Here is a 24,457-nt window from a genome sequence, read left to right on the forward strand (position 1 = left end):
GCGGTAGTGCCGGCCGCTGGCCGGCAGCAACAGCAACAGCCGAAGCAACAGCAACAGCGGGCTATCCGTGGGGTGGCGGGGCGGTGTCGGAGTGCGGGGACGCCGCAAGTACGTCCATGTAGGCTTGGCAGCCGCATCCATGCGGCTGACACCCCGCACTCCGACACCGCCCCACCTCTGACAGATTCCTCATGTCTGGTAGATCCACGCCATGCGTGGATGATTCTCCAGACAAATCGAATATTTCGAATTGAATTCGAAGAGCATCCACGCATGGTATGGATCAACGACAGATCGCGGAAATCTGTCGAAGGCGGGGTGGGTCCGGGTGCGGGGGCGTGAGCCGCATGGATGCGGCGACCGAGCTTACATGGACGTACTTGCAGCGCCCCCCGCACCCGGACCCGCCCCGCCATCCCTCAGGAAGCCCGCCGTTGCTGTTGCTGTTGCCGTTGCTCTGGCTTCGGCAGGTGCAGGGCCGCAAGCCCTGCCGACCAACCCTATCCCTCGACCGGGAAATCCTCGATCGGCTTCAGCACATCGTAGTGCTCGCGATGCAGCTTGCCCTTCAGCTTCGGCAGCTCCGGCAACGGTGCGTTCACCCGCGTGTCCGGCAACCGGTCCAGCAGGTTGCGCACCAGCGTCAGCCGCCCCAGTCGCTGGTCGTTGAAGTCCACCAGCGTCCACGGCGCCGCCTCGCGATGCGTCGCGCGCAGCATCGCCTCGCGTGCCTCGGTGTACGCGCTGTACTTGCTGCGCGATTTCAGGTCGACCGGTGAGAGCTTCCAGCCCTTCAGCGGATCGAGATGGCGTTCGGCGAAGCGCTTTTCCTGTTGCTCCTGGTCCACGCACAACCAGTACTTGAACAGCAGGATGCCGTCGTCCACCAGCAGCTGTTCGAACACCGGCGCCTGGCGCAGGAACTGCTGGTATTCGGTTTCGCTGCAATAACCCATCACCCGTTCAACACCGGCACGGTTGTACCAGCTGCGGTCCATCAGCACGATCTCGCCGGCGGCGGGAAGATGCGCGGCGTAACGCTGGAAGTACCACTGCGTGGCTTCACGGTCGGTGGGCTTGGGCAGCGCCACCACCCGGCATTGGCGCGGGTTGAGATGCTGGCTGATGGCCTGGATCGCGCCGCCCTTGCCGGCTGTATCGCGGCCTTCGAACAGCACCAGCAGGCGTTGCCCGCTGTACTGCACCCAGCGCGCCATTGCAGTCAGTTCCAGCTGCAGCGGCAGCAGCAGTTCGTCGTAGTCCTTGCGCTTGAGCTTGGCCATCGTCACACCACGCGGGGAGGAAGCCGGAGCGTAGCGCACGGGTTGCTCAGGGGGTGTCGACGCCCTGCCAGCCCTGCTCGCCCGCCAGCGTCTGCAGCAGGGCGGAAAGGTCATGGGCAAAACCTGCCATGTCGAACACACCACTGTCTTCGCGTGCCTGCGCCAGTTCGGCACGCAACGCTGCCAGCGCCACCGGGTCGTTGCCCAGCGCGCTGGCGGTGGCGATGAACGCCGCATCGTCGGCAACGTTCATCCGCGAAAGACCCAGATGATGGTTGAGGCTGCCGGCCACGCGCGCGGCGAAGGTATCGCCCGGGCAGGTCAGCACCGGGCAGCCGGCCCACAGCGCATCGGAGGCGGTAGTGTGCGCGTTGTACGGATGGGTGTCGAGGAACAGGTCGGCCAGGTGATAGCGGGCCAGGTACTGCGGATGCGGCAGCTTGGCCATGAACACCAGGCGCGCCGGATCCAGGCCGGCGGCCTGCGCGGCCGCACGCAGGCGCGCATCGGCCTTGCCGGGCCCGGACAGCAGCCACAGCACGCTGCCGGGCACGGCCTGCAGCACTGCGAAGGCGCGGCCCATGCTGCGCGGGTTGAGCTTGTAGCTGTTGTTGAAGCAGCAGAACACCACGCCGTGTTCGGGCAGCCCGCACTCGGCGCGGGACGGTGCCGGTTCCAGTACGCGGGTGTTGTCCGAGGGCTGGAAGGCACGTGGCAGGCGCAGGACGCGTTCGCTGAAGTGACGTTCCAGCGATGCCGGCAGCACGAATTCGTCGGCGACCACGGCATCCAGCCAGCGCGCACCCGATGTGCCGGGGTAGGCCAGCCAGTTCAGCTGCAACGGGGCCGGGCGCATGGCCAGCACTTCGGGCGTGCCGCCGCCCCCCCAGCCGCGCAGGTCGAACAGCAGGTCGATGCCCTGTGCACGTATGCGGGCCGCGATATCGGCATGCCGCAGTGCGGCCACGTCATGCAGGCGGGCCGCAGCCTGCAGGCGTTCGCGGATGCGGCTGCCATCGGCGCGGTTCAGCGCGAACAGGTGCAGCTGCAGCGCCGGGTCATGGCGCAGGTGTTCGAGCAGGGCCACGGTCAGCAGCCCGGTGGGATGCGCGCCGAAGCCATTGGAGAGGAAGCCGACGCGCAACGCGCCGTGCTCGCGAACCTTCACTGCAGGAAGGGGGCGCACCGCCGACGCAACGACCGCCGCGCGTGCGCGCGCACAGGCCAACTGCTCCGCAGCGCTTACGTCTTCACTGAGGAAGGCGAAGGGTTCCACTGCACCCTGCCCGGAAGCGAGCGCGGCACGTACCTGCGCAGCCAGCGTGTCCACGTCCTGCCAGTCACACAGGCGGCGCTGCCAGGCCAGGCGCTGGGCCGCGATGTAGGGTTCGCCCGGCATCAGCGCGTGCGCTCGGCGATAGGCCGCTGCTGCGCCTTCGGCATCATCGGCATCTTCCAGCGCATGGCCCAGCCACAGCGCGATGCCCGGGTGCTGCGGGGCCAATGCCGAGGCCTGGCCGAGCAGCTTCGCCGCGTCGGTGTGCGCGCCGGCCATCCACGCCACGCGGCCCAGCCGCGCCAGCGCTTCGGGGTGGTTCGGGCGCAGTTGCAGGGCACGTCGTGCGGCCTGCTCGCCGGCAGCGATGTCGCCGGCTTCCAGTTCCAGGTCGGCCAGCATCACCCAGGCGACGAAGTCGCCGGGCTGGCGTGCGATCGCCTGCTGCAGGTGCTGCCGCTGCTGCCAGGCCGTCATCGTGCTCAGCCCGCCGACAGCTGGGCCAGGGCGTCGACCTGGTGTTCGTGGCTGAGCCGCTGCAGCAGCGGGTCGAGGTCACCGGCCAGGATGTTGGGCAGGTCGTACAACGTCAGGCCTTCCACGCGGTGGTCGGTGATCCGGCCCTGCGGGAAGTTGTAGGTGCGGATGCGCTGGCTGCGATCGCCGCTGCCGACCTGCAGGCGCCGCGATTCGGCCTGTGCCGCGTCCTGGCGCTGGCGCTCGGCATCGAGCAGCTGCGCCTTCAGGCGCTTCATCGCCTTGTCGCGGTTGGCGTGCTGGCTGCGCTCGGTCTGGCACTCCACCACCACGCCGGTTGGCACATGGGTGATGCGGATCGCGGACTCGGTCTTGTTGACGTGCTGGCCACCGGCGCCGGACGAGCGGAACGTATCCACCTTCAGGTCGGCCGGATTGATGACGATGTCATCGACTTCGTCGGCCTCGGGAATGATCGCCACGGTCGCCGCCGAGGTATGGATGCGGCCCTGCGATTCGGTGGCCGGCACGCGCTGCACGCGGTGCGTGCCCGATTCGAACTTCAGGCGCGAGAACGCACCCCGGCCGACCACACGTGCCACCACTTCCTTGTAGCCGCCATGCTCGCCGGGGTTGTCCGATTCGATCTCGACCTTCCAGCCCTGGCGTTCGGCATAGCGGGCGTACATGCGGAACAGGTCGCCGGCGAAGATCGCGGCTTCGTCGCCGCCGGTGCCGGCGCGTACTTCAAGGAACAGGTTGCCTTCGTCGCGCGGATCGCGTGGCACCAGCAACAGGGCCAGTTCCTGTTCCAGCTCCTGCAGGCGCGCCTGGGCGGCGGCGATTTCCTCGTCGGCCAGCTCGCGCAGGTCGGGGTCGGCGCGCATGCCTTCGGCGGCCGCCAGGTCGGCCTTGGCACGGGCTTCATCGGCCAGTGCAGTGGCGACCGGTTCAAGTTGGGCGAATTCGCGCGAAAGGTCGCGGAAACGGGTGTTGTCGGCGACCACATCGGGTTCGGCGAGCAGGCGTTCCAGTTCTTCGCGGCGCTCGGCCAGCGCTTCCAGCTTACGGCGCAGGGTCGGCGTCATCGGGTCTCACGGGTGGGTGGCGGTAGCCCGGCGTGGCCGGGAACAGGCGCTCGGCGGCGCGGGTCAGGTCGGCATCGCCACTCAGCGCGGCGGCGCGCAGTGCGGCGGTCGGCGGGTGCAGCAGGCGGTTGGTCAGGCCGTGGGCCAGCAGTTCCAGCACTTCGTCGGCGGGCTTGCCGTTGGCCAGCTGCTGGCGTGCGCGCTCCAGCAACTCGGCGCGGGTGGCCTCGCCGAACGCACGCAGCTGCCGCAAAGGCGCCTGATGGGCACTGGCCTGCTGGGTCTCGACGTAACGCGATACCTGCAGGTCGATGATCGCCTCGGCTTCGGCGGCGGCCTCGCGGCGGCCACGACGGTTGTCTTCCACCGCGCGTTCCAGATCATCGACGGTGTAGAGGAAGGCATCGTTGAGCGTGCCGACCTCGGCTTCGATGTCGCGCGGAACGGCCAGGTCGAACAGCAGCATCGGCTTGTGCCGGCGTGCACGCAGGGCCTTGGCCACCATCTCGCGATGGATCACCGGCTCGCGCGCGGCGGTGGCCGAGAACACCACGTCGGCCTCGCCCAGGTGGCGGTCCAGTTCGGTCAGCGGCAGGGCCACGCCGCCATGGCGGCTGGCCAGTTCCTGCGCGTGGGCCAGGGTGCGGTTGGCGATCAGCAGCCGCCGCACCTTGCCTTCGCTCAGGTGCCGTGCAGCCAGCTCGATGGTCTCGCCGGCCCCGACCAGCAGCACGGTGGAGTCGTCCAGCCGGGCGAACGCGTTCTGCGCCAGGCGCACCGCGGCCGACGCCACCGATACCGGGTTGGCACCGACCTGGGTATCGGTGCGCGCCCGCTTGGCCACCGAGAAGGTCTGCTGGAACAGGCGGTCCAGGCGCTGGCCGAGCAGGCCATGGTCGCGCGCGGTCGACCAGGCGTCCTTCACCTGGCCGAGGATCTGCGGTTCGCCCAGCACCATCGAGTCCAGCCCGGTGGCGACCCGGAACAGGTGGCGCACGGCCTCGGCATCGGCATGCTGGTACAGATAGCCCTGCAGGTCGCCGGCCTGGCTGCGCAGCCACTGGTCCAGCGCCTGTGCCGACTCGGCCACGGCGTACAGCTCGGTGCGGTTGCAGGTCGACAACAGGACCGCCTCGGCGATCTGCGGGGTATCGCGCAGCGAGCCCAGCGCACGCGGCAACGCCTCACCGGCGAAGGCCGCGCGCTCGCGCAGCTCTACCGGTGCGGTCTGGTGATTCAGTCCGAGCACCCACAGGGTCATTGTTCAGTTGCTTGCGATAAGCTGCTGGCCATTGGACGACATTTTAAGGCCCCGATGCCGACGATGCCCGCATTGATTCGCATCCCCAGTGTTCTGCTGCTGTCCCTGGCCTGCGCCCAGGCCCTGGCGGCGGTGCCGGCCAGGGTCCCCGTGCGGGCCGCGGCCACCGGGGAACTGGCGCTGGAGCCGGTGATGGCCGGTGAGTTCGCCCTGCAGGCCGGCAAGCTGGCCGAGGCCGCGCGCTGGTACCTGCAGGCCGCGCAGCAGACCGACGGCGACGCTGGCCTGGCCGAGCGCGCGACCCGTATCTCCATGCTTGCCAATGATGACGCCAGCGCCGCCAAGGGCCTGGCCCTGTGGCAGCAGCGCGCCCCGCGTTCGTTGACCATGCGCAGCGCCGCCGGTGCGCTGGCCATGCGCCAGGGCGATGTGAAGGCCGCCCGCACTGAATTGCAGGCGCTGCTGGCCGACCCCGACGAGCGCGGCTGGAAGTTCGCCCTGGCCGCGCTGATCGGCGGTGGCCGCGACCCGGCGGTGCCGGCGCAGGTGCTCGGCGAGCTGGTCGATGCCAATGCGATTCCGCCGAAGATCGAGGCCTGGCAGGAGTTCGGCCGCCTCGCCCTGCGCATGGACAAGCCCGACCTGGCGCGGCGCATGATCGATGAAGTGGTCAGGCGCTTCCCCGAAGAACCGCGCGTAGCGTTGCTGCGTGCCAGCCAGCTGCAGCAGGCCGGCGAGACCGACAAGGCCTTGTCGCTGCTGCACGACGTCGAGCCGAAGACACGGCAGGACCCCGAGCTGCGCAATGCGGTGGCCATCGCCTACGACAGCCTGGGGCAACCGGCTGCGGCCGAGCGCGTACTGGCATTCGGCCCGCAGGATGTGCAGACCTGGGGCATGCGCGCTTCACTGTTGGCCAAGCAGGGCGACAAGGCGGCGCTGTCCAACCTCTACAACGAACTGTCGCGGCAGGCGGCCAAGCCGGACCCCGCGCAGCGCCTGTTGCTGGGCAAGATCGCCGAATACCTGAAGCGCTATCCCGAGGCGGTGCAGTGGTACCACAGTGTGCCCGGCGGTGATGAGCTGAGCGAGGCGCGCCTGCGTGCGGCCAACGCCCAGGCCCTGGCCGGACGGCTGCCGCAGGCACTGGATGAGGTGCACGCGATCCAGTCCGACGCGGTGGTCGATGATGATGTGCGCCGTGACGCGTATCTGCTGGAGGCCGAGCTGCGCCAGCGCGGCGATGACAGTGCTGGCGAGCTGGATGCGCTGGCCCGCGGCCTGGCCGCCTACCCGGATGACAATGGCCTGCTGTACGCCCGCGCGCTCACCTGGGAGCGTCGTGACGATATTCCGCGCGCCGAGGCCGACCTGCGCAAGATCCTGGTGACCGACCCGGAAAACGTGCCGGCCCTGAATGCCTTGGGCTACACCCTGGCTGACCGTACCGGGCGCCTGCAGGAGGCGCTGGAGCTGATCGACCGCGCCCGCGTCGCCGAGCCGGACAACGCCGCCATCGTCGACAGCTATGGCTGGGTGCTGTATCGCCTGGGCCGCAAGGACGAAGCGCTGGTGCAGCTGCGCCGGGCCTGGACCCTGGCCAAGGACCCGGAGATCGCCGCCCATGTCGGCGAGGTGCTGTGGGTGCTGGGCAAGCATGACGAGGCCCGCCACTTCTTCGACGAAGCGGCCAAGCTCGACCCTGAAAACCGCGCGCTGCTGCGCGCCCGCGAGAAATTCAATCCATGAGTGTTTCCCTGATCCGGCCGCTGCTGTTGGCGGCTGCGACCCTGGCGGTGACCGCCTGTACCAGCGTGGGCACGCAGAAGACCCCCCCACCGGCGGTGGTCGAGACGGTCTCGGCCGAAGCGGCGCAGGCCGAAGCGGCGCGCGTGGCCGCCCTGCATGCACAACCGGACTGGGCCTTCCAGGGCCGGGTCGCGGTCAGCAAGGGCAAGGACGGCGGCAGCGGTCGCATCGACTGGAAGCAGCAAGGCCGCCGCTACGTGGTGGAGTTGAGCGCGCCGGTGACCCGGCAGAGCTGGAAGCTGACCGGTGACACCCATTCCGAAGCTGGCCGCCTGGAAGGACTGGCAGGCGGTCCGCGCGACGGCGAGGACGCCCAGCAGCTGTTGCTGGAAGCGACCGGCTGGGACATTCCGGTCAACCAGTTGCCGGAGTGGATCCGCGGCCTGGTGGCCGGCGACGCCGCCGGCCCCGAGACGGTCGAATGCGACGGTGAAGGCCGGCCGCGCCGCATGCAGCAGATGGGCTGGCAGGTACAGTACCTGGACTGGTACCCGGCCGACGCCGGACGGCCGGCGCTGCCGCGCCGGATCGAGGCCAGCAACGGTGACGCCAAGGTGCGCCTGCTGGTGGACGAGTGGGGGCAGGGCACGCCATGAGCGGGGCAGTCGACGACGCGGGCTGGTCCTGGTGGCCGGCCCCGGCCAAGCTGAACCTGTTCCTGCACATTACCGGCCGCCGGGCCGACGGCTACCACGAACTGCAGACCGTGTTCCGCCTGCTGGACTGGGGGGACCGCATCGGCCTGCGCCTGCGTGAAGACGGCCAGGTGCGCCGGCAGGGCGAGGGCCTGGCCGGCGTGGCCGAGGCCGAGGATCTGGCGGTGCGCGCCGCGCGTCTGCTCCAGGAAGCGGCGAAGGTTGCGCAAGGTGCTGACATCATCGTCGAAAAGCACGTTCCTGCCGGTGGTGGATTTGGCGGCGGTTCGTCCGACGCGGCCACCGTACTGGTGGTACTGAACCGGCTCTGGCATGCCGGCCTGGATGAAGATGCCCTGGCCGCGCTGGGCCTGCGCCTGGGCGCCGACGTGCCGGTGTTCGTGCGCGGCCGCAACGCCTGGGCCGAAGGGGTGGGCGAGCGCCTGCAGCCGATCACGCTGGCGCCGGCCTGGTATGTGGTGGTTGAACCGGGCGTTCATGTTCCCACGCCGGCCCTGTTTGCAGACCCGGATTTGACGCGCGACAGCCCAGTGGCGAAAATAGAGGACTTCGCTTCCGGGACCCTGGTCGGGAACGCGTTCGAGCCGGTGCTGCGCCGCCGTGAGCCTGCCGTCGAGGCAGCGCTTGCCGCGTTGAGCGACATCGGCACGGCGCGGCTGACCGGTTCGGGAAGTGGTTGTTTCGTCGAATTCGCGTCGCAGTCTGCTGCAGAGCAGGGACGGTCGAAATTGCCGAAGGAGTTGCGGGCAAGGGTGGCAGCGGGCGTTGCGCGTTCGCCACTGCTGGATGCACTCGAGCAACACTGATTTATCAATGCAGGGGCGTCGCCAAGAGGCCCAAGGCACCAGGTTTTGATCCTGGCATTCGTAGGTTCGAATCCTACCGCCCCTGCCAATAGCGGCTGTGTCCGCGCCTTCCAGCGCATCGCCCGCGCGGGACGTGGAAACAACCGCGGTGTTGTCAGCAGCAAGGGTCCATCCGGGTCCTTGCCGCCCCCGGATCCCCGCCACTCGTCCCCGCCCGAGACAATCATGATGCAAGAGTCCCCGAACCTGCTGGTCTTTTCCGGCAACGCCAACAAACGTCTGGCGCAGAACATCTGCAAGGAACTGGGGGTTCGCCCGGGCAAGGCGCTGGTCTCGCACTTCTCCGATGGTGAAGTGCAGGTGGAGATCGAAGAGAACGTCCGCAAGCAGGACGTGTTCGTGATCCAGCCGACCTGCGCGCCGAGCGCGGAAAACCTGATGGAACTGCTGGTGCTGATCGACGCGCTCAAGCGCGCATCGGTGGCCAGCGTGACCGCCGTGGTGCCGTACTTCGGCTACTCGCGCCAGGATCGCCGCATGCGCTCCTCGCGCGTGCCGATCACCGCCAAGCTGGCGGCCAAGATGTTCAGCACCGCGGGCGCTGATCGCGTGCTGACCGTCGACCTGCACGCCGACCAGATCCAGGGCTTCTTCGATATTCCGGTGGACAACGTGTATGCGTCCCCGCTGCTGCTGGCCGACATCTGGCGCGCCTACGGCACCGAGAACCTGATCGTCGTCTCGCCGGACGTGGGCGGCGTGGTCCGCGCCCGTGCGGTGGCCAAGCGCCTGGATGACGCCGACCTGGCGATCATCGACAAGCGCCGCCCGCGCGCCAACGTCTCCACCGTGATGAACATCATCGGCGACGTCGAAGGCAAGACCTGCGTCATGGTCGATGACATCGTCGATACCGCCGGCACCCTGTGCGCCGCTGCCGCTGCCCTGAAGGCGCGCGGTGCGCTCAAGGTCGCCGCCTACTGCACCCACGCGGTGCTGTCGGGCCCGGCGGTGGACAACATCACCAATTCCCAGCTCGACGAACTGGTGGTGACCGACACCATCCCGCTGAAGGACGCCGCGCGGGTGTGCAGCAAGATCCGCCAGCTGAGCGTGGCGGAGATGCTGGCCGAAACGATGCGCCGCATCGCCTTCGGCGAGTCGGTCAGCTCGCTGTACGTGGACTGAGTTTTTCGTCCCTGCCGGCAGCGGCGGGGACATACCCCGGGTGCTTCTGGTCGCGGAAGCATCTTCAACCGCCACGCCGAAAGGCGAGGCAACAACCTGAGTAGTCGAAAATGTCGAAGACCCATGAAATCAAGGTCACCAAGCGTGAACTGCAGCGTAAGGGTGCGAGCCGCCGCCTGCGTCACGCGGGTGTGATCCCGGCCATCGTGTACGGCGGCAACGCCGAGCCGGTCGCCATCAGCCTGGACCACAACGAAATCTGGCTGGCCCAGCAGAACGAGTGGTTCTATGCCTCGATCCTGGACCTGAACCTGGACGGCCAGGTGCAGAAGGTCCTGCTGCGTGACATGCAGCGCCACCCGTACAAGCAGCTGATCATGCACCTGGACTTCCAGCGCGTGAACGAGAACGAAGCCCTGACTGCTTCGGTCCCGCTGCACTTCGTCAACGAAGACACCTCGCCGGCCGGCAAGGCTGCCGACGTCGTGGTCACCCACGAACTGAAGGAAGTGACCATCACCTGCCTGCCGAAGGACCTGCCGGAGTCGATCGAAGTCGACCTGGGCGAGCTGAAGGCCGGTGACGTGGTGTACCTGTCCGACATCAAGCTGCCGAAGGGCGTGGAAATCCCGGCGCTGGCGCTGGGCAAGGACCACGACGACGCCATCGTCACCGCCAAGGCCGGCAAGGCCGACGCGGCTGACGAAGAAGCGGCTGCCGCAGAGTAATACCGTTACGGTGCCTGCCTCCGGGCAGGCACCGTACTGGAAGGAACCATGGCAGGACTGCGACTGATCGTCGGTCTGGGCAACCCCGGATCTGAACACGCCCGGACCCGGCACAATGCCGGGTTTCATTTCGTTGAGGCCCTGGCGGAAAAAGCCGGTGCGCGATGGAATGTGGACAGCAAGCTGTTCGGCGAGACCGCCAAGGTCGAGATCGCCGGGCAGACGGTGTGGCTGCTCAAGCCCGCCACCTTCATGAACCTCAGCGGCAAGTCGGTCACCGCCGCCCAGCGGTTCTGGAAGATCGAGCCGGAGGAAACCCTGCTGGCCCACGACGAACTGGACCTGCCGCCCGGCGCGGCACGGCTGAAGTTCGACGGTGGCCACGGCGGCCAGAACGGCCTGCGCGACACCATCCGCCTGCTCGGCCACGGCAAGTTCCATCGCCTGCGCGTGGGCATCGGCCATCCCGGCCACAAGGACCGCGTGGTGGGTTGGGTGCTGGGGCGCCCGTCGAAGGACGACGACGTGCTGATTGCACGCGCCATCGATGATGCGATCGACGTGATGCCGCTGGCGGTGCAGGGCGATTTCAACGAAGCGATGAAGCGGCTGCACACCCCGAAATAGCCGGTAGGTACCGACCGTTGGTCGGTACGGAACCAACCAATCCGGTAGGTACCGACCGTTGGTCGGTACGGAGAATGATTGGAAAAGCAGCGCCCAGGTCGCTGTTTCCCCAATCACTTTCACCCCAGAGAGCTGTCACCCATGGGTATCAAATGCGGCATCGTCGGCCTGCCCAACGTCGGCAAGTCGACCCTGTTCAATGCGCTGACCAAGGCGGGTATCGCCGCGGCGAACTTCCCGTTCTGCACCATCGAGCCGAACGTCGGCATCGTGCCGGTACCGGATCCGCGCCTGAACGAGCTGGCGGGCATCATCAACCCGCAGAAGGTCATCCCGACCGCGGTCGAGTTCGTCGACATCGCCGGCCTGGTAGCCGGCGCCGCCAGCGGTGAAGGCCTGGGCAACAAGTTCCTGGCACACATCCGCGAAGTCGATGCGATCACTCACGTGGTGCGCTGCTTCGAGCACGGCGACATCGTGCACGTGGCCGGCAAGGTCGATCCGATCTCGGACATCGAAACCATCGATACCGAACTGGCGCTGGCCGACCTGGACAGCGTCGAGAAGGCACTGAACCGTGCCGAGCGTGCGGCCAAGGGCGGCGACAAGGATGCAGCGGCGCGCAAGCCGGTACTGGCCAAGCTGCAGGCGGCGCTGTCGGAGGGCAAGGCCGGCCGCTCGGCCGGCCTGGACGAGGAAGAGAAGGCGCTGGTGCGCGACCTGTTCCTGCTCACCCTGAAGCCGGTGATGTACATCGCCAACGTGCTGGAAGACGGTTTCGAGAACAACCCGCACCTGGAAGCCGTGCGCGCGCATGCCGCCGCAGAAGGCGCGCAGGTGGTACCGGTGTCGGCCGCGATCGAAGAAGAGCTGTCCCAGCTCGACGACGAGGACCGCGATACCTTCCTGGCCGACCTGGGCCTGAGCGAGCCGGGCTTGAACCGCGTGATCAACGCGGCCTACAGCCTGCTCGGCCTGCAGACCTACTTCACCGCTGGCGTGAAGGAAGTCCGTGCGTGGACCGTGCGCAAGGGCGCCACTGCCCCGCAGGCCGCCGCGGTCATCCACACCGACTTCGAGAAGGGCTTCATCCGCGCCGAAACCATCGCGTATGACGACTTCATCAAGTACAAGGGCGAAGCCGGCGCCAAGGAAGCAGGTCGCCTGCGCCTGGAAGGCAAGGAATACCGCGTGCAGGAAGGCGATATCCTGCACTTCCGCTTCAACGTCTGATCCGGCGGCAACGGATCGACCCCGGACGCCCCGCCCTGTGCGGGGCGTTCGCGTTTCCGGCGATGGACAAAAAATCACCACACTGCGAAACGCTTGCGGCGTGACCTTCGCCGGCACTTGTCCACAGCAAACTCCCATCGCTTTCCACGCCACATGTGGAAAACCGCACAGCTCCCCTGTAGAGCCGAGCCTACGCTCGGCTCAGGGGGGTATCAGCAGAGCGTGGGCTCGGCTCTGCCAGGTTGCCTGTGCAATATGGACAAATTTTCACCACGCTTCGAAACGCCTGCGGTGCAATGCTCGCACCCACTTGTCCACACCAAATCCCAACCACTCTCCACGGCGGATGTGGAAAACCGCGCATGGGCGTGGACAAAAAAACGCCACTCCCTGAAACGCTTGGTGCGTGGAGCTCACCGCCACTTGTCCACACCAAACTCCCACCGCTTTCCACGCGGCATGTGGAAAAAGCGCCCGGCACTCCCTTGCCGGGCACTTCCCGCATCACCAGGTGTACGACACGCCCAGCTGGGCACCGACGTCGCGGAAGCCCATGCCGCCGCTCTGCCGGCTCAGTTCGCCCCAGCCGCGCCAGCCGCCGGACAGATCCACCTGTACACCGGCCTTGGCCTCGTAGATGTCGCGCGGCAACTGCCGCTGCAGCCGTTCACCGTCCATCGCCAGGCCCGCGCCATTGCCGCCGGACCACCAGTTCACTGCCACGTACGGATGCACCTGGCCCTGCGCCGCGCTCAACCCACGGCTGTACAGGCGCAGGCCGAGGCGAGTGCTGGTCTCGTCACCACCGCGGTCCTCGACCACCGTGCCGTTGGCCTCGACCACGCGGTCGCTGTCATAGCGGCTGTGCACCACCTGCAGTTGCGGTTGCAGGTAGATGCCGCGCTGCGCGGTGCGCCGCAGGGGCAGCACATAGCCAGCTTCGGCCGATGCACTCCAGTTGCGGGCGTCATAACGTTCCTTCTGCAGTCCATCGCCCTGCACGCTGTTGCGGAAGCGGCCGTACTGCAGCCAACCATCCACATAGGCGCCGCCTTGCATGCGTGCATCCTGCAGCCAGGTGGCATAGGCACCCACACTGGTGCCGGTGACCACGCCACGCGCGGTGTAGCCGGTCACCTGCGAGCGGCTGTCACTGCGCGCGCGGCCGTGGCCGAGCATCGCACCTGCCTGCAGTTCGCCCGCGCCGCCCACCTCGAAGCGACGGCCGACGCCGACCAGCACGCTGCTGATCTGCCCATCGACCTGGACCTGGCGATTGCGGTCGTGGCTGTCGGGCTGCGCGCTGCGAAGGTGCATCCAGGCCACGGCATCGCTGCTGGCGCCGGCCTCGGCGGCGGGGTCACCGGCGCGGTCGTGCAGGCTGTGCCGGAACATGCCCAGCGCGGCGTTGCGGTTGGCCAGGTAAGCCGCCGGTTCCGGGCGTTCCACCTGCGGGCGCGGCGGGTCGATCGGCGGTTCCGGCGGCAACGGCGGGTCGACCGGTGGTTCCGGCGGTGACGGCGGGTCGACCGGCGGTTCCGGTGGCTGCGGCGGATCAATCGGCGGTTCCGGCGGCTCCGGCGGATCGACGGGTGGCACGTATTCCGAACGCAGGTACCAGTTGCCATCATCCGGGGTCGACACGCCGCCCTTGAACAGGAAGTAGTCGTAGGCACCGGCGACCGCGCGTCCCTGCAGGCTGAACTGTGCATCGGACTGGCCGCCAACGGTGATCAGGCGGATACCCTCCTGCGTCAGTGCACCGGCACCGCCGGCATTGCGCACGCTCACGCTGGCAGTGCCGCTGCTGTTGCCATTGATGACCAGCTGGTCGCCCAGCGAAGTGTCGTCACCCAGTGCACGGTTGAAGATCCACTGGCCCCCGTTGCCCACATAGTCGCCGCTGACAGTGACGGTCTTGAAGCCGCTTGCCCCCGGGGTATCGAAGGCGATGGTGCCGGCGTGTTCGAGCGCGCCGACGCTGGAACTGGCACGCACGTTCCACTGGCTGCTGCCATCCAGCGCAAGCTGTGCGACCTGGTAGCCGGAGTCGTTGCGCAGAGCACCGCTGAACGTGGTGCCGTTGCCCAGCACCATGCGTACGTCAGCCGTTGCGCTGTCGACCACCACGTCACCGCGCAGCGTGCTGGCGTCGGCGCTGAAGTCGATGCGGCTGGTCGCCACGCTGCTGCCATCGGTGAACACCGTGTCGCTGACGCGCAGCAGGCGCCCGCTGCCGTCGCCTGCGGTCACATCGCTGCCATTGACGGTCAACGCATGGTTGCTGCCCTGCAGCCAGAACGCGGCGCCGCTGGCGGTCTCGATGTGGCTGTCATTGAAGGTGGCGCGGTTCCAGTACGGGCCGAACGCAGTCAGGTAGGAGCGGTAGCCGCCGCTGTTGCTGCCGGTCATGCGGATGTCCAGGCGGTCGGCCTGGGTCAACCGCGCGGTGTTCATGTGCACGATGCCGAACACGTTCTCGCCGTCGCCGCGGATCGCAACGGTGTCGAGCAGCGCGGTGGCGGTGGAGCCACCGATGAACACGCCGCCACCCCCGTTGCCGCGCACGTCGATCACGCTTCCGGTGGCTTCAATGCGGCTGGCGGTGCTGCCGGTGGAACCGGTCACGCGTACGCCATAGGTCGCATCGCCGTGCGTGGTGATCCGGCCGCCCTGCACGGTGGCGACCCCGCCAGCGATCTCAACGCCGTAGCCGTAGGTGTCGGTCCAGGTGTCGATGGTGCTGTCGGTCAGCTGCAGGCGCGACTCATCGCTGGCCAGCCAGAATCCGGAGTAGCCGTCGCGGACATCGAACGCGGCATCGCGGGCGGTCAGCTGGCCCCAGCTGTTGATGTTCACGCCATAGCCACCGACGGTGTAGAAGCTGCCGCCGTTGATCACCGCGCTGGAATAGGTCTTGCTGATGCGGCTGCCGAGCAGGCGCATGCTGCCGCCCACCGAGTGCGCTTCCACGTTCTCCAGCAGCACGCTGCCGCCACTGTCGATATCGAACCAGCCGCCGTCCATGTAGGTGTCGTACAGCTCGGCACGGCTGCCCGCGCCATCAACGGCAACGCCCGCGAGGATGCCGCCGGGGGCGAGAGTGATGCGGCTGTTGCGGATCGTCAGCAGGCCGGCGCTGTCGGCGCGCAGGCGGGCACCACTGTCGGCACTCATCTGCAGATTGTCCAGGTGCGCTTCACTGCCCTTGCCGGAGGCACCAATCAGGGTGCCGACGCCGCCGGTCATCGCGATGCGGCCGCCGGTGTAGTGGACAACGCCACCGTTGTAGGCCTGTACGACGCCGAATCCGCTGCCGTTGCGCGTGGCATCGATGTCGACATCGCGCGCATCGATCACACTGCCGGCACCATTGGCATACAGTGCGTAGAAGCCAACACCGGTGGCCGGTGCGATCAACAGCGTCGCCCCGCGCAGTTGTACCTGGCCGCCATTGGCGGCAGACACGGCGCTGCCATTACCAGTCACGTTGATGCGGCTGCCATCGATCAGTGCGCTGCTGCCAGCGCCGGTGACGGTCAGTGCGAAGCTGCCCGAGCCATGGGTGAGGACATCATCGGCACCCAGCTGCAGGTTGTTGCCGTCGCTGACCTGCAGGGGCCCGGTCAGATCGGCGGCGTGGACTGGCAGTGCCGCCCACAGGGCGGTTGCCAGCAGGCTGGGAAGGAGGGGAGCAGGCGCGAGGCGCGCGCGCCCGGACGCTCGGCGGCGCCGAGTGGGGGAGGCGTACATGCTGTTGGACTTCCTGTGGCAGGGCGCAGCAGGGCTGCGCGGACTGGCGCGGCAGGGCCGCGTCGCTGCGGAAGCCACACGCGATAGCAGCTGCAGGCGCCATCGGGCTTCCGTCCCCCACGGCGACGCGGTTGCTGCCGGCAGGCGCACCATGGCGGGATGCGTCCAGCCTAGAAATCGGCACTGTCCTATGGAATCAGGCGTTTCCTAAAGCCGTCGCAGGCCCTCGTACGGGGCCCGCAGGATTCAGCCTGGAGTGGGCCTCAGGCGAACAACGAGGCCTGCAGGCAGTACTCGATCAGTGCCTGGTCACTGTCCACGCCGAGCTTGCGCATCGCACTGATCTTCTGCGTGCTGACCGTCTTGGCGCTGCGCTGCAGCTGGCGTGCGATGTCGCCCACGCTCATGCCGCCGGTAAACAGCCGGATCACTTCCAGTTCGCGCGGCGACAGGCGTGCACGGACCGCATCGGCATCGGCTGGTTCGCTCGCCGCGACCGGCAGCAGGCCCGGTGGCCGGTAGACGCGGTCGGCCAGCACCACGCGCAGGGCCTGTACCAGGCTGCCCAATCCATGGCTCTTGAGCACGACGCCGCCGGCGCCGGCGGCATACATCGCTGCAACCAACGACGGATTGGACACCATCGTCAGCACCAGCAGGCGCGTCTCCGGGAAGCTGCGGCGCAGGAACGAGATCAGCTTGATGCCGTCACCGAAGCGGTCGCCCCCCGGCATGCTGTAGTCGGTGATCACGACCTGTGGGCGGGTGCGGGTCATCAGTTCGATCAGCGTCGCCGGGTCGGCCGCCTCACCCACCACGTCCAGGTCCAGTTCCCCGGCCAATACGTCGCGGATGCCGGCAAGCACGATCGGGTGGTCGTCGGCGATGAGGATCCGTGTGGTCATGGCAGGGTCGGGTCGTCAGGTGGGGAAGGGGAGGCCGCATCAAGCAGCGGATGCAACAGCTGTTCGAGGCGTCGCTGGAAGTGGGCAAGCGACGCCGCCTGGGTGGTCAGGTCATCGCCGCTCGCAAGGCTGTGCTCGATCTGCAGGCCGCTGTCCACCAGGGCGGGTGCGCCCACGATGACCAGTGCGCCACGGATGCGATGCAGTACCTGCACCACGCGCGCGGGATCGGCGCTGGCAATCGACTGGCGCAGGCTGTCCAGGTCGGCCTGCATGGTCTGCACGAACAACGCCTGCATCCTCGCGGGAACCTGCAGCGGGAGATCATCATCGCCCGTATCGGTGGATTCCGGTGCTTGCGATGGCGCGGGAACCGTTGCGTCGCCCCGGGTTATCCCGATCAGCAGGCGTTGCAGCGCTTCCAGCGTGATCGGCTTGACCAGCACGCCCTGCATGCCCGATTCCTGGCAGCGCTGGCGTTCGGCCGGGTCGGCATTGGCGGTGGCGCCGTGGATCGGCACGCTGACACCGCGCGCCCGCAAGGCGCGCGCCAGGCCATAGCCATCCAGCCCGGGCATGTTCAGGTCGGTCAGCACCAGCGCGAACTCGTCCTGCTGCCAGTAGCCCAACGCTTCATTGCCGTCGCTGGCGACCACGGCGCGGCAGCCGAGCTGTTCCAGCTGGTCGCGCAGGATCGCCTGGTTGATCGGGTTGTCCTCGGCCACCAGCACCTGCAGGCCGAAACGGCGCGTCGCCGGCAGGCGCCCTTCGGCGCTGGCCGCCAGCGGCTGGCCACTGGCGGCAGCCAACGCGAGCACGATCGCGTCGAACCGGTGCAGGCCAACCTGCCAGGCGCCATCGATCTGCCGTGGCCGCACGCCGCCGTCGCGGCAGGCAACCGCACGCGGTCCATCCACCCACCCGGGCAACGCGTCGCCCAGGACCAGGTCGAGCAGCACGGTGGACGACGGCAAGCCCGCCGCGCTTTCATCGCGGTACACGCTGGCCAGTGCACCGCGCTGCTGCAGGCGGTCGCACAGTGATTGGACCAGCTCGCGCACACCACCCCGCACCTGTACCTGCAGGCCCGCAGGCAACTGCGGCGCAGGAGATTGCTGCGGATCGGCCGGCGCCGGGGGCAGCGGCAGTTCTACGCTGAAGCTGCTGCCCAGGCCGCTCTCGCTGACCACGCGCAGCTGGCCTTCCATCAACGCCACAAGATGCGCGCAGATGGAAAGGCCCAGGCCGGTGCCGCGCATCGCATCGGTGCCCGGGTTGGCCTGGAAGAACGGCTCGAACAGGTGTGCCTGGTGCTCGCTGGCAATGCCGATGCCGGTATCGGCGACCTGCCACTGCAGCCAGCAGCGCTGCTCTTGCCAGCGTGCCGAGACGCGCACCACCACGCGTCCGCTGTCAGTGAACTTCAGCGCGTTGCTGATCAGGTTGTTGAGTATCTGGCGGATCCGTGCCGCATCACCGCACACCACGGACGGCACGTCGGCATCGATGCAGGCGTAGAACTGCAGCCCTTTGCTGGCGGCCGCGGCAGCATACGAGTCGAGCGCATCCTCGGTCAGATGCACTGGATCGAACGGGCTGGGTTCCAGGCTCAGTTGCCCGGCCTCGGCCTTGCTGACATCGAGGATGTCGCTGATCAGTTGCATCAGCGTGGAGGACGAACGCTGGATCGTCCCCAGGTAGTCCCGCTGACGCGCATCCAGTGGCGTGAGTCCGAGCAGTTCGAGGGTGCCGAGCACGCCGTACAGCGGCGTGCGGATCTCGTGGCTCATGGTGGCCAGGAACTGGCTCTTGGCCCGGTTGGCCTGGTCGGCGGCACGGCGCGCCTGCTGCAGCACCTGCTCGGCTTCGTGCTGGCTGCTGAGATCGATGAACAGACACAGCACCGCCGGCTCGCCGCGATAGCGCGCCGGCGTCGCGGTCACCAGCAGGTGGCGGCCTTCGGGCGTGGTGTAGGCCAGCCCATCGCCGAGCGTGGTGCCTCCAGCGGACAGCACGCTGCGCCGCCAAGGGCCATGCCAGCCTCCGCTGTGGTGGTCTTCGCCCAGCCAGCGGCGGGCGAGGGTGTTGTCCAGCAGCACATTGCCATCGGTACGGTGCAGCAGGCACAGCCCGATCGGCGCGTTGTCCAGGATGGTGCGGCTGAAGGCTTCGCTTTCCAGCAGCCGCGCGTGGTTGCTGCGCAGCGGCTCGATGACCGAACGCCGATACGCGCGCAGCACCAGCGTGCCACCCAGTGCCAGCAGCAGGGCCACCACCGTCGCACCGAGCAGCGGCCCCTGCGGGTGCTGGAATACCTGCCGCCAGCTGACGTGGTAGACCGCCAGCCAGCCGCGCTCGCTGCGCATGCGGAACTGCAGGCCTCCCAGGCCTGCCTGCCAGGAGGTGCCAGCGTTGCTGGCATCTGCAGCATCGCCCAGCAGGCGCTGGCCATCGGCATCGAACAGCGACAGCCGTTGGAACACCGGAACACCCAGCACCTGCCGGTAGTCATCGACGCGTGCCGGATCGAGCAGGCACGCCAGCGCGGCCTGCGAATCCTTGCCGTCCTCCCCCCACAGGCGCGCATCCTGCGGAGCGTGGGCGATGGCGAGCAGCCAGGTCTGCCGGTCGCGCCACGGCACGCTTACCCAGGCGATGCCGCCGCGCTGCAGCGTGGGCCGCGTACCCAGTGCGCGGTGGATGTCGGCGATCGCCGGTCGCAGGTGATGCGGGCTGTTCTGGCTTGCATCGGTACCGACGGTCTGTACCGGTGCCAGCAGCCCGCGTGTGCCCTGGCCATCGACCAGCAGGCATTGCGGTGGTGGGTAGCGCGAAGCGGACCAGAACGTGCCGTAGAAGCGCAGGAACCGGTCGCCCAGCTCGGTCGGTGGCGAACGACCGGCCCCCTCGCTCCCGATCACCGCGAAGTTGGCATACAACGGACCGCGTTGCAGTTCCACGCTGGCATCGGCAACCGGCTGGCCTCGTACGCCGACATCATGCAGCCGCCACTGGCGCAGGAAGCGCTCCTGCTCGCGCAACGTGCCGTCCAGGCGGCGGAAGTGGTACTCGATCTTGCTGCGCTCTTCGTTCAACAGTTGCGAGCCGGCCGACAGCAGCAGTCCGGCCTGCAGGGTCGCCAGCACCACCACGCCGATCAACAGGGCATGGACGCGGAGCGAGCGGCGAGCGAGTCGGCGTACAGGAGCGGCCTCGGCCGGCATGGCAGGTCTCAGGGCATGGGGCGGACATCGGCACCGGTGGCGGCGCGAAGTCCGCCGCTACTGCATAGACAGGATCATCAATGCCGCTTGATGTTTTTGTGAAGCCGTCGTGGAATCCGCGTCAGCGCAGGGCGGCCCGCGGTCTTTCGTCCAGTTGCGGTGCTTCCTCGTCCAGCAAACGGTTGAATTCGTCCGACGGCAGCGCCTGCGAGATCAGGAACCCCTGCACCTGGCTGCACCCTAACTGCCGCAGTGCGGCCAGGTCGGCATCACTTTCCACGCCCTCAGCCACGATGATCAGGCCCAGCTGGTTGGCCAGTGCGATCACCGTCGACAGGGTCAGGTGCAGGGCCGGGTCACGGGCGCAGCCACTGACCAGCGCGCGGTCGATCTTGACCTCGGTGAAGGGGGTATTGACCAGGTTGTGGACCGAGCTCAGGCCCTGCCCGAAATCATCCTGGGCCAAGCCGAAGCCCTTCATGCGCAGCCGGCAGGCACCGGCATAGAAGTCGCTGACGTGCCGCGTGGTGCTGTTCTCCATCAGTTCGAAGCACAACTCGCCGGGCGTCCCGCCGTGGGCCAGGGTCAGCGCCAGCAGCTCATCGGGCAGGTCCGACTGCTCCAGCAGATGAGGCGGCAGGTTGATCGACACCGGTACCCGGAAGCCCTGCTTGCGCCAACGCGCCTGTGCGCTGATGCTGGCCTTGAGCATCATCCGCAGCAGGTCGCCCTCCAGCCCGTAGCGGCAGATCGCCGGCAGGAAGCTGCCGGCGGCCAGCGTGCCCAGCTGCGGGTGGCGCCAGCGCACCAGTGCTTCGGCCGCCACCACCCGTCCGGACTGCAGTGACTTCTTGGGTTGGAACCACGCCGTCAGGCTGCCATCGGCCATCGCCTGGCGCAGCTGCGACGCATCCGGTTCGGGGACTGCCGCTGCCGCGAGTGAGGGGGCCTTGTCGGTGGCCGGGCGCGCCTGCGCCAGCGCCTCGAACAGCGCGTCCACGTCGGCGGCCGCCACCGGCTTGGGCAGCAGGCCGATCACATCCAGCCCCAGCGATTCGGCCATCAGCCGTGCCGAGGTCATCATCCGCCGCGGGGCCGCGCTGACCACGGCAAGGCGCGGCGGGCGTGGTTGCGCCGCCAGTGCCTGGATGAACTGGATGCCGTCCTGCCCGGGCATCAGCAGGTCACTGACCACCAGGTCGTAGGGCTGGCAGGCACACAGTGCGATGGCGGCATCCACGTCTTCGCAGGCATCGACCTGGATACCGGCGCGGCTGCCGAACAGATTGGCCAGGAAACCACGCTGGAAGGGCTGGTCTTCCAGGATCAGGACGCGCTGGGTCATGCGGCGTCTCCTTGGCGCAGGGTGGTGAGCGCCTTGCGCAGGCGGGCGATGTCGACGGGTTTGCTGAGGTAGCCCTGCATGCCACTGGCCAGGCAGCGCTCGCGCTCTTCGGCGGTGGCATTGGCGGTGGCGCCGATCACCGGTACCGGGTTGCCGTCATCGCGCAGCTGGCGGGCCAGCGCGTGGCCGTCCATGCGCGGCATGTTGATGTCGGTCACCACCAGATCGAAGCACTGCTCGCGGCACCGCTGCAGCGCTTCCATGCCATCCTGTGCCAGCTCCACGTCGCAGCCGAGGGTGCGCAGCTGCTCGGCCAGGATCACCCGGTTGATCGGGTTGTCCTCGACGGCCAGCACGCGCAGGCCCAGAGGCATCGGTGGTGCCGTGCGCGTGGCCTCCGGCTGCGCCGCGCGCTGCTGCTGCACGCTGGCCAGCGCCTTGCCGATCGCGGTCATGCCGTGCAGGGTCACCACCAGGCTGCCGTCGGCGGCAGTGATCGGCTGGTCACCGCCCTCGATCGATGCCACCACGCGCGGGCCCGACCAGGCCAGCGGCATCCCGGCTTCGCCATCCATCAGGATCGCGCCGTCATGGTCCAGCAACGCCGGGTCACCAAGCAGGGGCTGCGCGTTGGCGCCCCAGCGACACAGCCAGCCACAGGCACTGTCGACCAGCTCGCGGTCGCGGCCGCGCACCAGGATCGGTGGTTCCGGCAGCAGTGTGGGGCCATCTTCGGCAGCGGCCAGCACCGGCAACGGCAGGCGGACGCTGAAGCTGCTGCCCAGCCCGGGTTCGCTCACCACCTGCAGCTCGCCGCTCATCAGGCGTACCAGGCGGTCGCTGATGGACAGGCCCAGGCCGGTGCCCTGCGCGCTGGCTGCGCCGCGGACCTGGCGGAACGGTTCGAACAACCGCGCCTGTTCCTCCGCAGCGATGCCCACGCCGGTATCGGTCACCTGCCATGCCAGCACGCTCGATTCAGCTTCGCGCTGCACCTGGCGCACGCGCAATACCACCCGGCCATGCTCGGTGAACTTGATCGCGTTGCTGAGCAGGTTGCCCAGCACCTGGCGGATGCGGTCGGCATCACCGAGCACCCGTGTCGGCAGGCGCGGATCGGTACAGACCAGGATCTGCAGGCCCTTGCAGGTGGCCGACGCGGCGAAGCTGCGCAGCACGCTCTCGGTCAGCTCGCGCGGCGAGAACGCCGTCGGCTCCAGGCTGAGCTGTCCTGACTCGATCTTGGAAACATCCAGCACATCGCTGATCAACTGCAGCAGGACCGACGAGGAACTCTCGATGGTGCGCAGGTACTGCGACTGCCGGGCGTCCAGCGAGGTGTGCCCCAGCAGCTCCAGCGTGCCCAGCACGCCATACAGCGGGGTGCGGATCTCATGGCTCATGGTGGCCAGGAACGCGCTCTTGGCCTGGTTGGCCGCATCGGCGGCCTGGCGTGCCGACGACAGTGCGGCCTGTGCCTGGCGGTGCCGGGAAATATCATGGAAGACGCATAGCAGCACGTCATCGCCCTGGTAGCGGCAGGCCGCGTGCAGCACTTGCAGCTGGCGCCCATCGCGGGCGGTGAATTCAAGTCCACGCCCGCGTTCGCCGGCATGTCCGCGCCATGGTGCCTGCCAGTCGCTGTGTTCGCCTTCTTCGCCGAGCCAGTCGCGCAGCAGCTGGTTGGAGAGCAGCAGCGCGCGGTCGCTGCGGCGCAGGACGCAGATGCCGACCGGCGCCATGTCGATCACCGTCGAACTGAAGTCCAGGTTCTCCAGCAGGCGGCGGTGCTGCTGCAGGGCCGGCTGGATCAGCTGGAGGTCAACGCGATGCCGTAGCAGGCGCAGCGCAACACCGGCCAGCAGCAGCAACAGCACGCAGACCAGCAGGGGCACGGCCAGGTCGCCCAGCAGCAGCGGCGGCGGCAGGTGGTAGACCAACCGCCAGCCGTCATTGCCGACACTTTTCACCAGCGCTACGCCGCGCGGCAGGCCACCGCTCCACAACGTGCCGAAGCTGTCGTCCTGGCGCTCCCGCAGGGTCTTCCAGCCCGCACCATCCAGCCGCGGTGCCTGGCTGGACAATGCAGGCTGCCCCGCACGGTCGAGCAGCGCGTAACCGCCAATGCCCTGGCCGTCGATCATGCTCGCCGCCGCCGCGCCATCGAGCAGCAGCACCAGCCACTGCGCCGGTTGGGGGCCCGCCTGTACCGGCTGCGCCAGCGCAACGCCACTGTCACCCGGCCGCAGCCAGTACACCGGGTCTGCACCCTGGAGGCTGCCGCTGCGTGCCTGCAGCGCACGCAGTGATGGCAGGTGCACCAGGTCGACGTCGACCTCGCCCCCGGCCAGCCAGTGCGCGCCGCGTGCATCGATCAGCAGCAGATGCGTCTGCAGTGCCTGCAGCGTGTGCTCGGCGCGCGCTGACAGCAGCAGCCGCTGGCCCGGCTGGCCACCGGGACCATCCAGCGGCAGCTGGCGCACGCCCTCGCTGTCTGCGGCCGGTGCATCCGGGTTGCCGGCCAGTACCGAATCCCCCAGGTAGCGCAGCAGGGCTTCGCGCTGGTCGAAATAGATCTGTGCCTTGTAGGCCGCTGCATTCATCTCGCGGCGATGGGTCGAGATGTCTTCGGTGAATGCCGTGAGCAGGTAGAACCCGGCCGCGGCGGCCAGGCAGATGAAGACGCAGACGGTCAGGCAGCGCAGCAACACCGACGCGGTGGTCGATGGCACGGCCTGCTGCAGCGAAGGGCGGGGAAAGCGGAACATGCAACGATGCTAGGGAGCGGCGCTGATGGC

The 24,457-nt window shown here is 68.2% G+C and carries 16 protein-coding genes and 1 tRNA gene; 8 read left to right on the plus strand and 9 right to left on the minus strand.

What is annotated here, in order from left to right; all coding sequences use genetic code 11:
* Positions 1-500: 500 nt before the first annotated feature.
* From ppk2 to hemA, 4 genes are read right to left on the minus strand one after another with little or no spacing between them, the layout of a single operon-like run.
* Positions 501-1,283: a polyphosphate kinase 2 gene (gene ppk2, locus ACM0O9_RS00420; RefSeq protein WP_235649812.1), complete on the minus strand. Its 783-nt coding sequence runs from the start codon at positions 1,281-1,283 to the stop codon at positions 501-503.
* Between the two features lie 46 nt (positions 1,284-1,329).
* Positions 1,330-3,036 (minus strand): O-linked N-acetylglucosamine transferase, SPINDLY family protein, encoded by a 1,707-nt coding sequence (locus ACM0O9_RS00425; RefSeq protein ID WP_235649811.1) that lies wholly within the window; start codon positions 3,034-3,036, stop codon positions 1,330-1,332.
* A gap of 5 nt (positions 3,037-3,041) precedes the next feature.
* A complete protein-coding gene (prfA, locus tag ACM0O9_RS00430) occupies positions 3,042-4,124 on the minus strand; it encodes a peptide chain release factor 1 (RefSeq protein ID WP_014036080.1) in 1,083 nt (360 codons plus the stop codon).
* Positions 4,102-5,385 (minus strand): glutamyl-tRNA reductase, encoded by a 1,284-nt coding sequence (hemA, locus tag ACM0O9_RS00435; protein ID WP_005415395.1) that lies wholly within the window; start codon positions 5,383-5,385, stop codon positions 4,102-4,104. Before hemA ends, prfA begins: the two co-directional genes overlap by 23 nt.
* Before the next feature lie 63 nt (positions 5,386-5,448).
* Here hemA and ACM0O9_RS00440 point away from each other — a divergent pair, with 63 nt between their 5' ends.
* The 8 genes from ACM0O9_RS00440 to ychF all read left to right on the plus strand — a co-directional run bounded on the left by ACM0O9_RS00440 (position 5,449) and on the right by ychF (position 12,432).
* Positions 5,449-7,134: a tetratricopeptide repeat protein gene (locus ACM0O9_RS00440; protein ID WP_171956431.1), complete on the plus strand. Its 1,686-nt coding sequence runs from the start codon at positions 5,449-5,451 to the stop codon at positions 7,132-7,134.
* Positions 7,131-7,790, plus strand: coding sequence for a lipoprotein insertase outer membrane protein LolB (gene lolB, locus ACM0O9_RS00445; protein ID WP_414604068.1), 660 nt, complete (start codon positions 7,131-7,133; stop codon positions 7,788-7,790). Before ACM0O9_RS00440 ends, lolB begins: the two co-directional genes overlap by 4 nt.
* Positions 7,787-8,656, plus strand: a complete 870-nt coding sequence (ispE, locus tag ACM0O9_RS00450; protein WP_065178967.1) for a 4-(cytidine 5'-diphospho)-2-C-methyl-D-erythritol kinase — start codon at positions 7,787-7,789, stop codon at positions 8,654-8,656. Before lolB ends, ispE begins: the two co-directional genes overlap by 4 nt.
* Positions 8,657-8,667: 11 nt before the next feature.
* Positions 8,668-8,744, plus strand: a tRNA-Gln gene (locus ACM0O9_RS00455).
* 140 nt (positions 8,745-8,884) lie between these two features.
* On the plus strand, positions 8,885-9,844 hold the full coding sequence (locus ACM0O9_RS00460; protein ID WP_005415400.1) for a ribose-phosphate diphosphokinase: 960 nt from the start codon (positions 8,885-8,887) through the stop codon (positions 9,842-9,844).
* A gap of 110 nt (positions 9,845-9,954) precedes the next feature.
* A complete protein-coding gene (locus ACM0O9_RS00465) occupies positions 9,955-10,572 on the plus strand; it encodes a 50S ribosomal protein L25/general stress protein Ctc (RefSeq protein WP_005415401.1) in 618 nt (205 codons plus the stop codon).
* 48 nt (positions 10,573-10,620) lie between these two features.
* Positions 10,621-11,199, plus strand: coding sequence for an aminoacyl-tRNA hydrolase (pth, locus tag ACM0O9_RS00470; RefSeq protein ID WP_065178965.1), 579 nt, complete (start codon positions 10,621-10,623; stop codon positions 11,197-11,199).
* A gap of 141 nt (positions 11,200-11,340) precedes the next feature.
* Positions 11,341-12,432, plus strand: coding sequence for a redox-regulated ATPase YchF (ychF, locus tag ACM0O9_RS00475; protein WP_005415403.1), 1,092 nt, complete (start codon positions 11,341-11,343; stop codon positions 12,430-12,432).
* 504 nt (positions 12,433-12,936) lie between these two features.
* Here the strand turns inward: ychF and ACM0O9_RS00480 are convergent.
* From ACM0O9_RS00480 to ACM0O9_RS00500, 5 genes are all read right to left on the minus strand, one after another.
* Positions 12,937-16,185 (minus strand): autotransporter family protein, encoded by a 3,249-nt coding sequence (locus ACM0O9_RS00480; protein ID WP_414604069.1) that lies wholly within the window; start codon positions 16,183-16,185, stop codon positions 12,937-12,939.
* 263 nt (positions 16,186-16,448) lie between these two features.
* Entirely contained in the window at positions 16,449-17,090 is a 642-nt protein-coding gene (locus tag ACM0O9_RS00485) for a response regulator (RefSeq protein WP_049416983.1), read from the minus strand.
* Complete coding sequence (locus ACM0O9_RS00490) at positions 17,087-20,314, minus strand: hybrid sensor histidine kinase/response regulator (RefSeq protein WP_065186357.1); 3,228 nt, start codon at positions 20,312-20,314, stop codon at positions 17,087-17,089. Before ACM0O9_RS00490 ends, ACM0O9_RS00485 begins: the two co-directional genes overlap by 4 nt.
* A 121-nt stretch (positions 20,315-20,435) precedes the next feature.
* Positions 20,436-21,659 (minus strand): EAL domain-containing response regulator, encoded by a 1,224-nt coding sequence (locus tag ACM0O9_RS00495; RefSeq protein WP_065186358.1) that lies wholly within the window; start codon positions 21,657-21,659, stop codon positions 20,436-20,438.
* On the minus strand, positions 21,656-24,427 hold the full coding sequence (locus ACM0O9_RS00500) for a response regulator (RefSeq protein WP_414604070.1): 2,772 nt from the start codon (positions 24,425-24,427) through the stop codon (positions 21,656-21,658). Before ACM0O9_RS00500 ends, ACM0O9_RS00495 begins: the two co-directional genes overlap by 4 nt.
* Positions 24,428-24,457: the final 30 nt, after the last annotated feature.

It is taken from the genome of Stenotrophomonas sp. FR012 (assembly GCF_047520565.2).
Classification (GTDB): domain Bacteria; phylum Pseudomonadota; class Gammaproteobacteria; order Xanthomonadales; family Xanthomonadaceae; genus Stenotrophomonas; species Stenotrophomonas sepilia.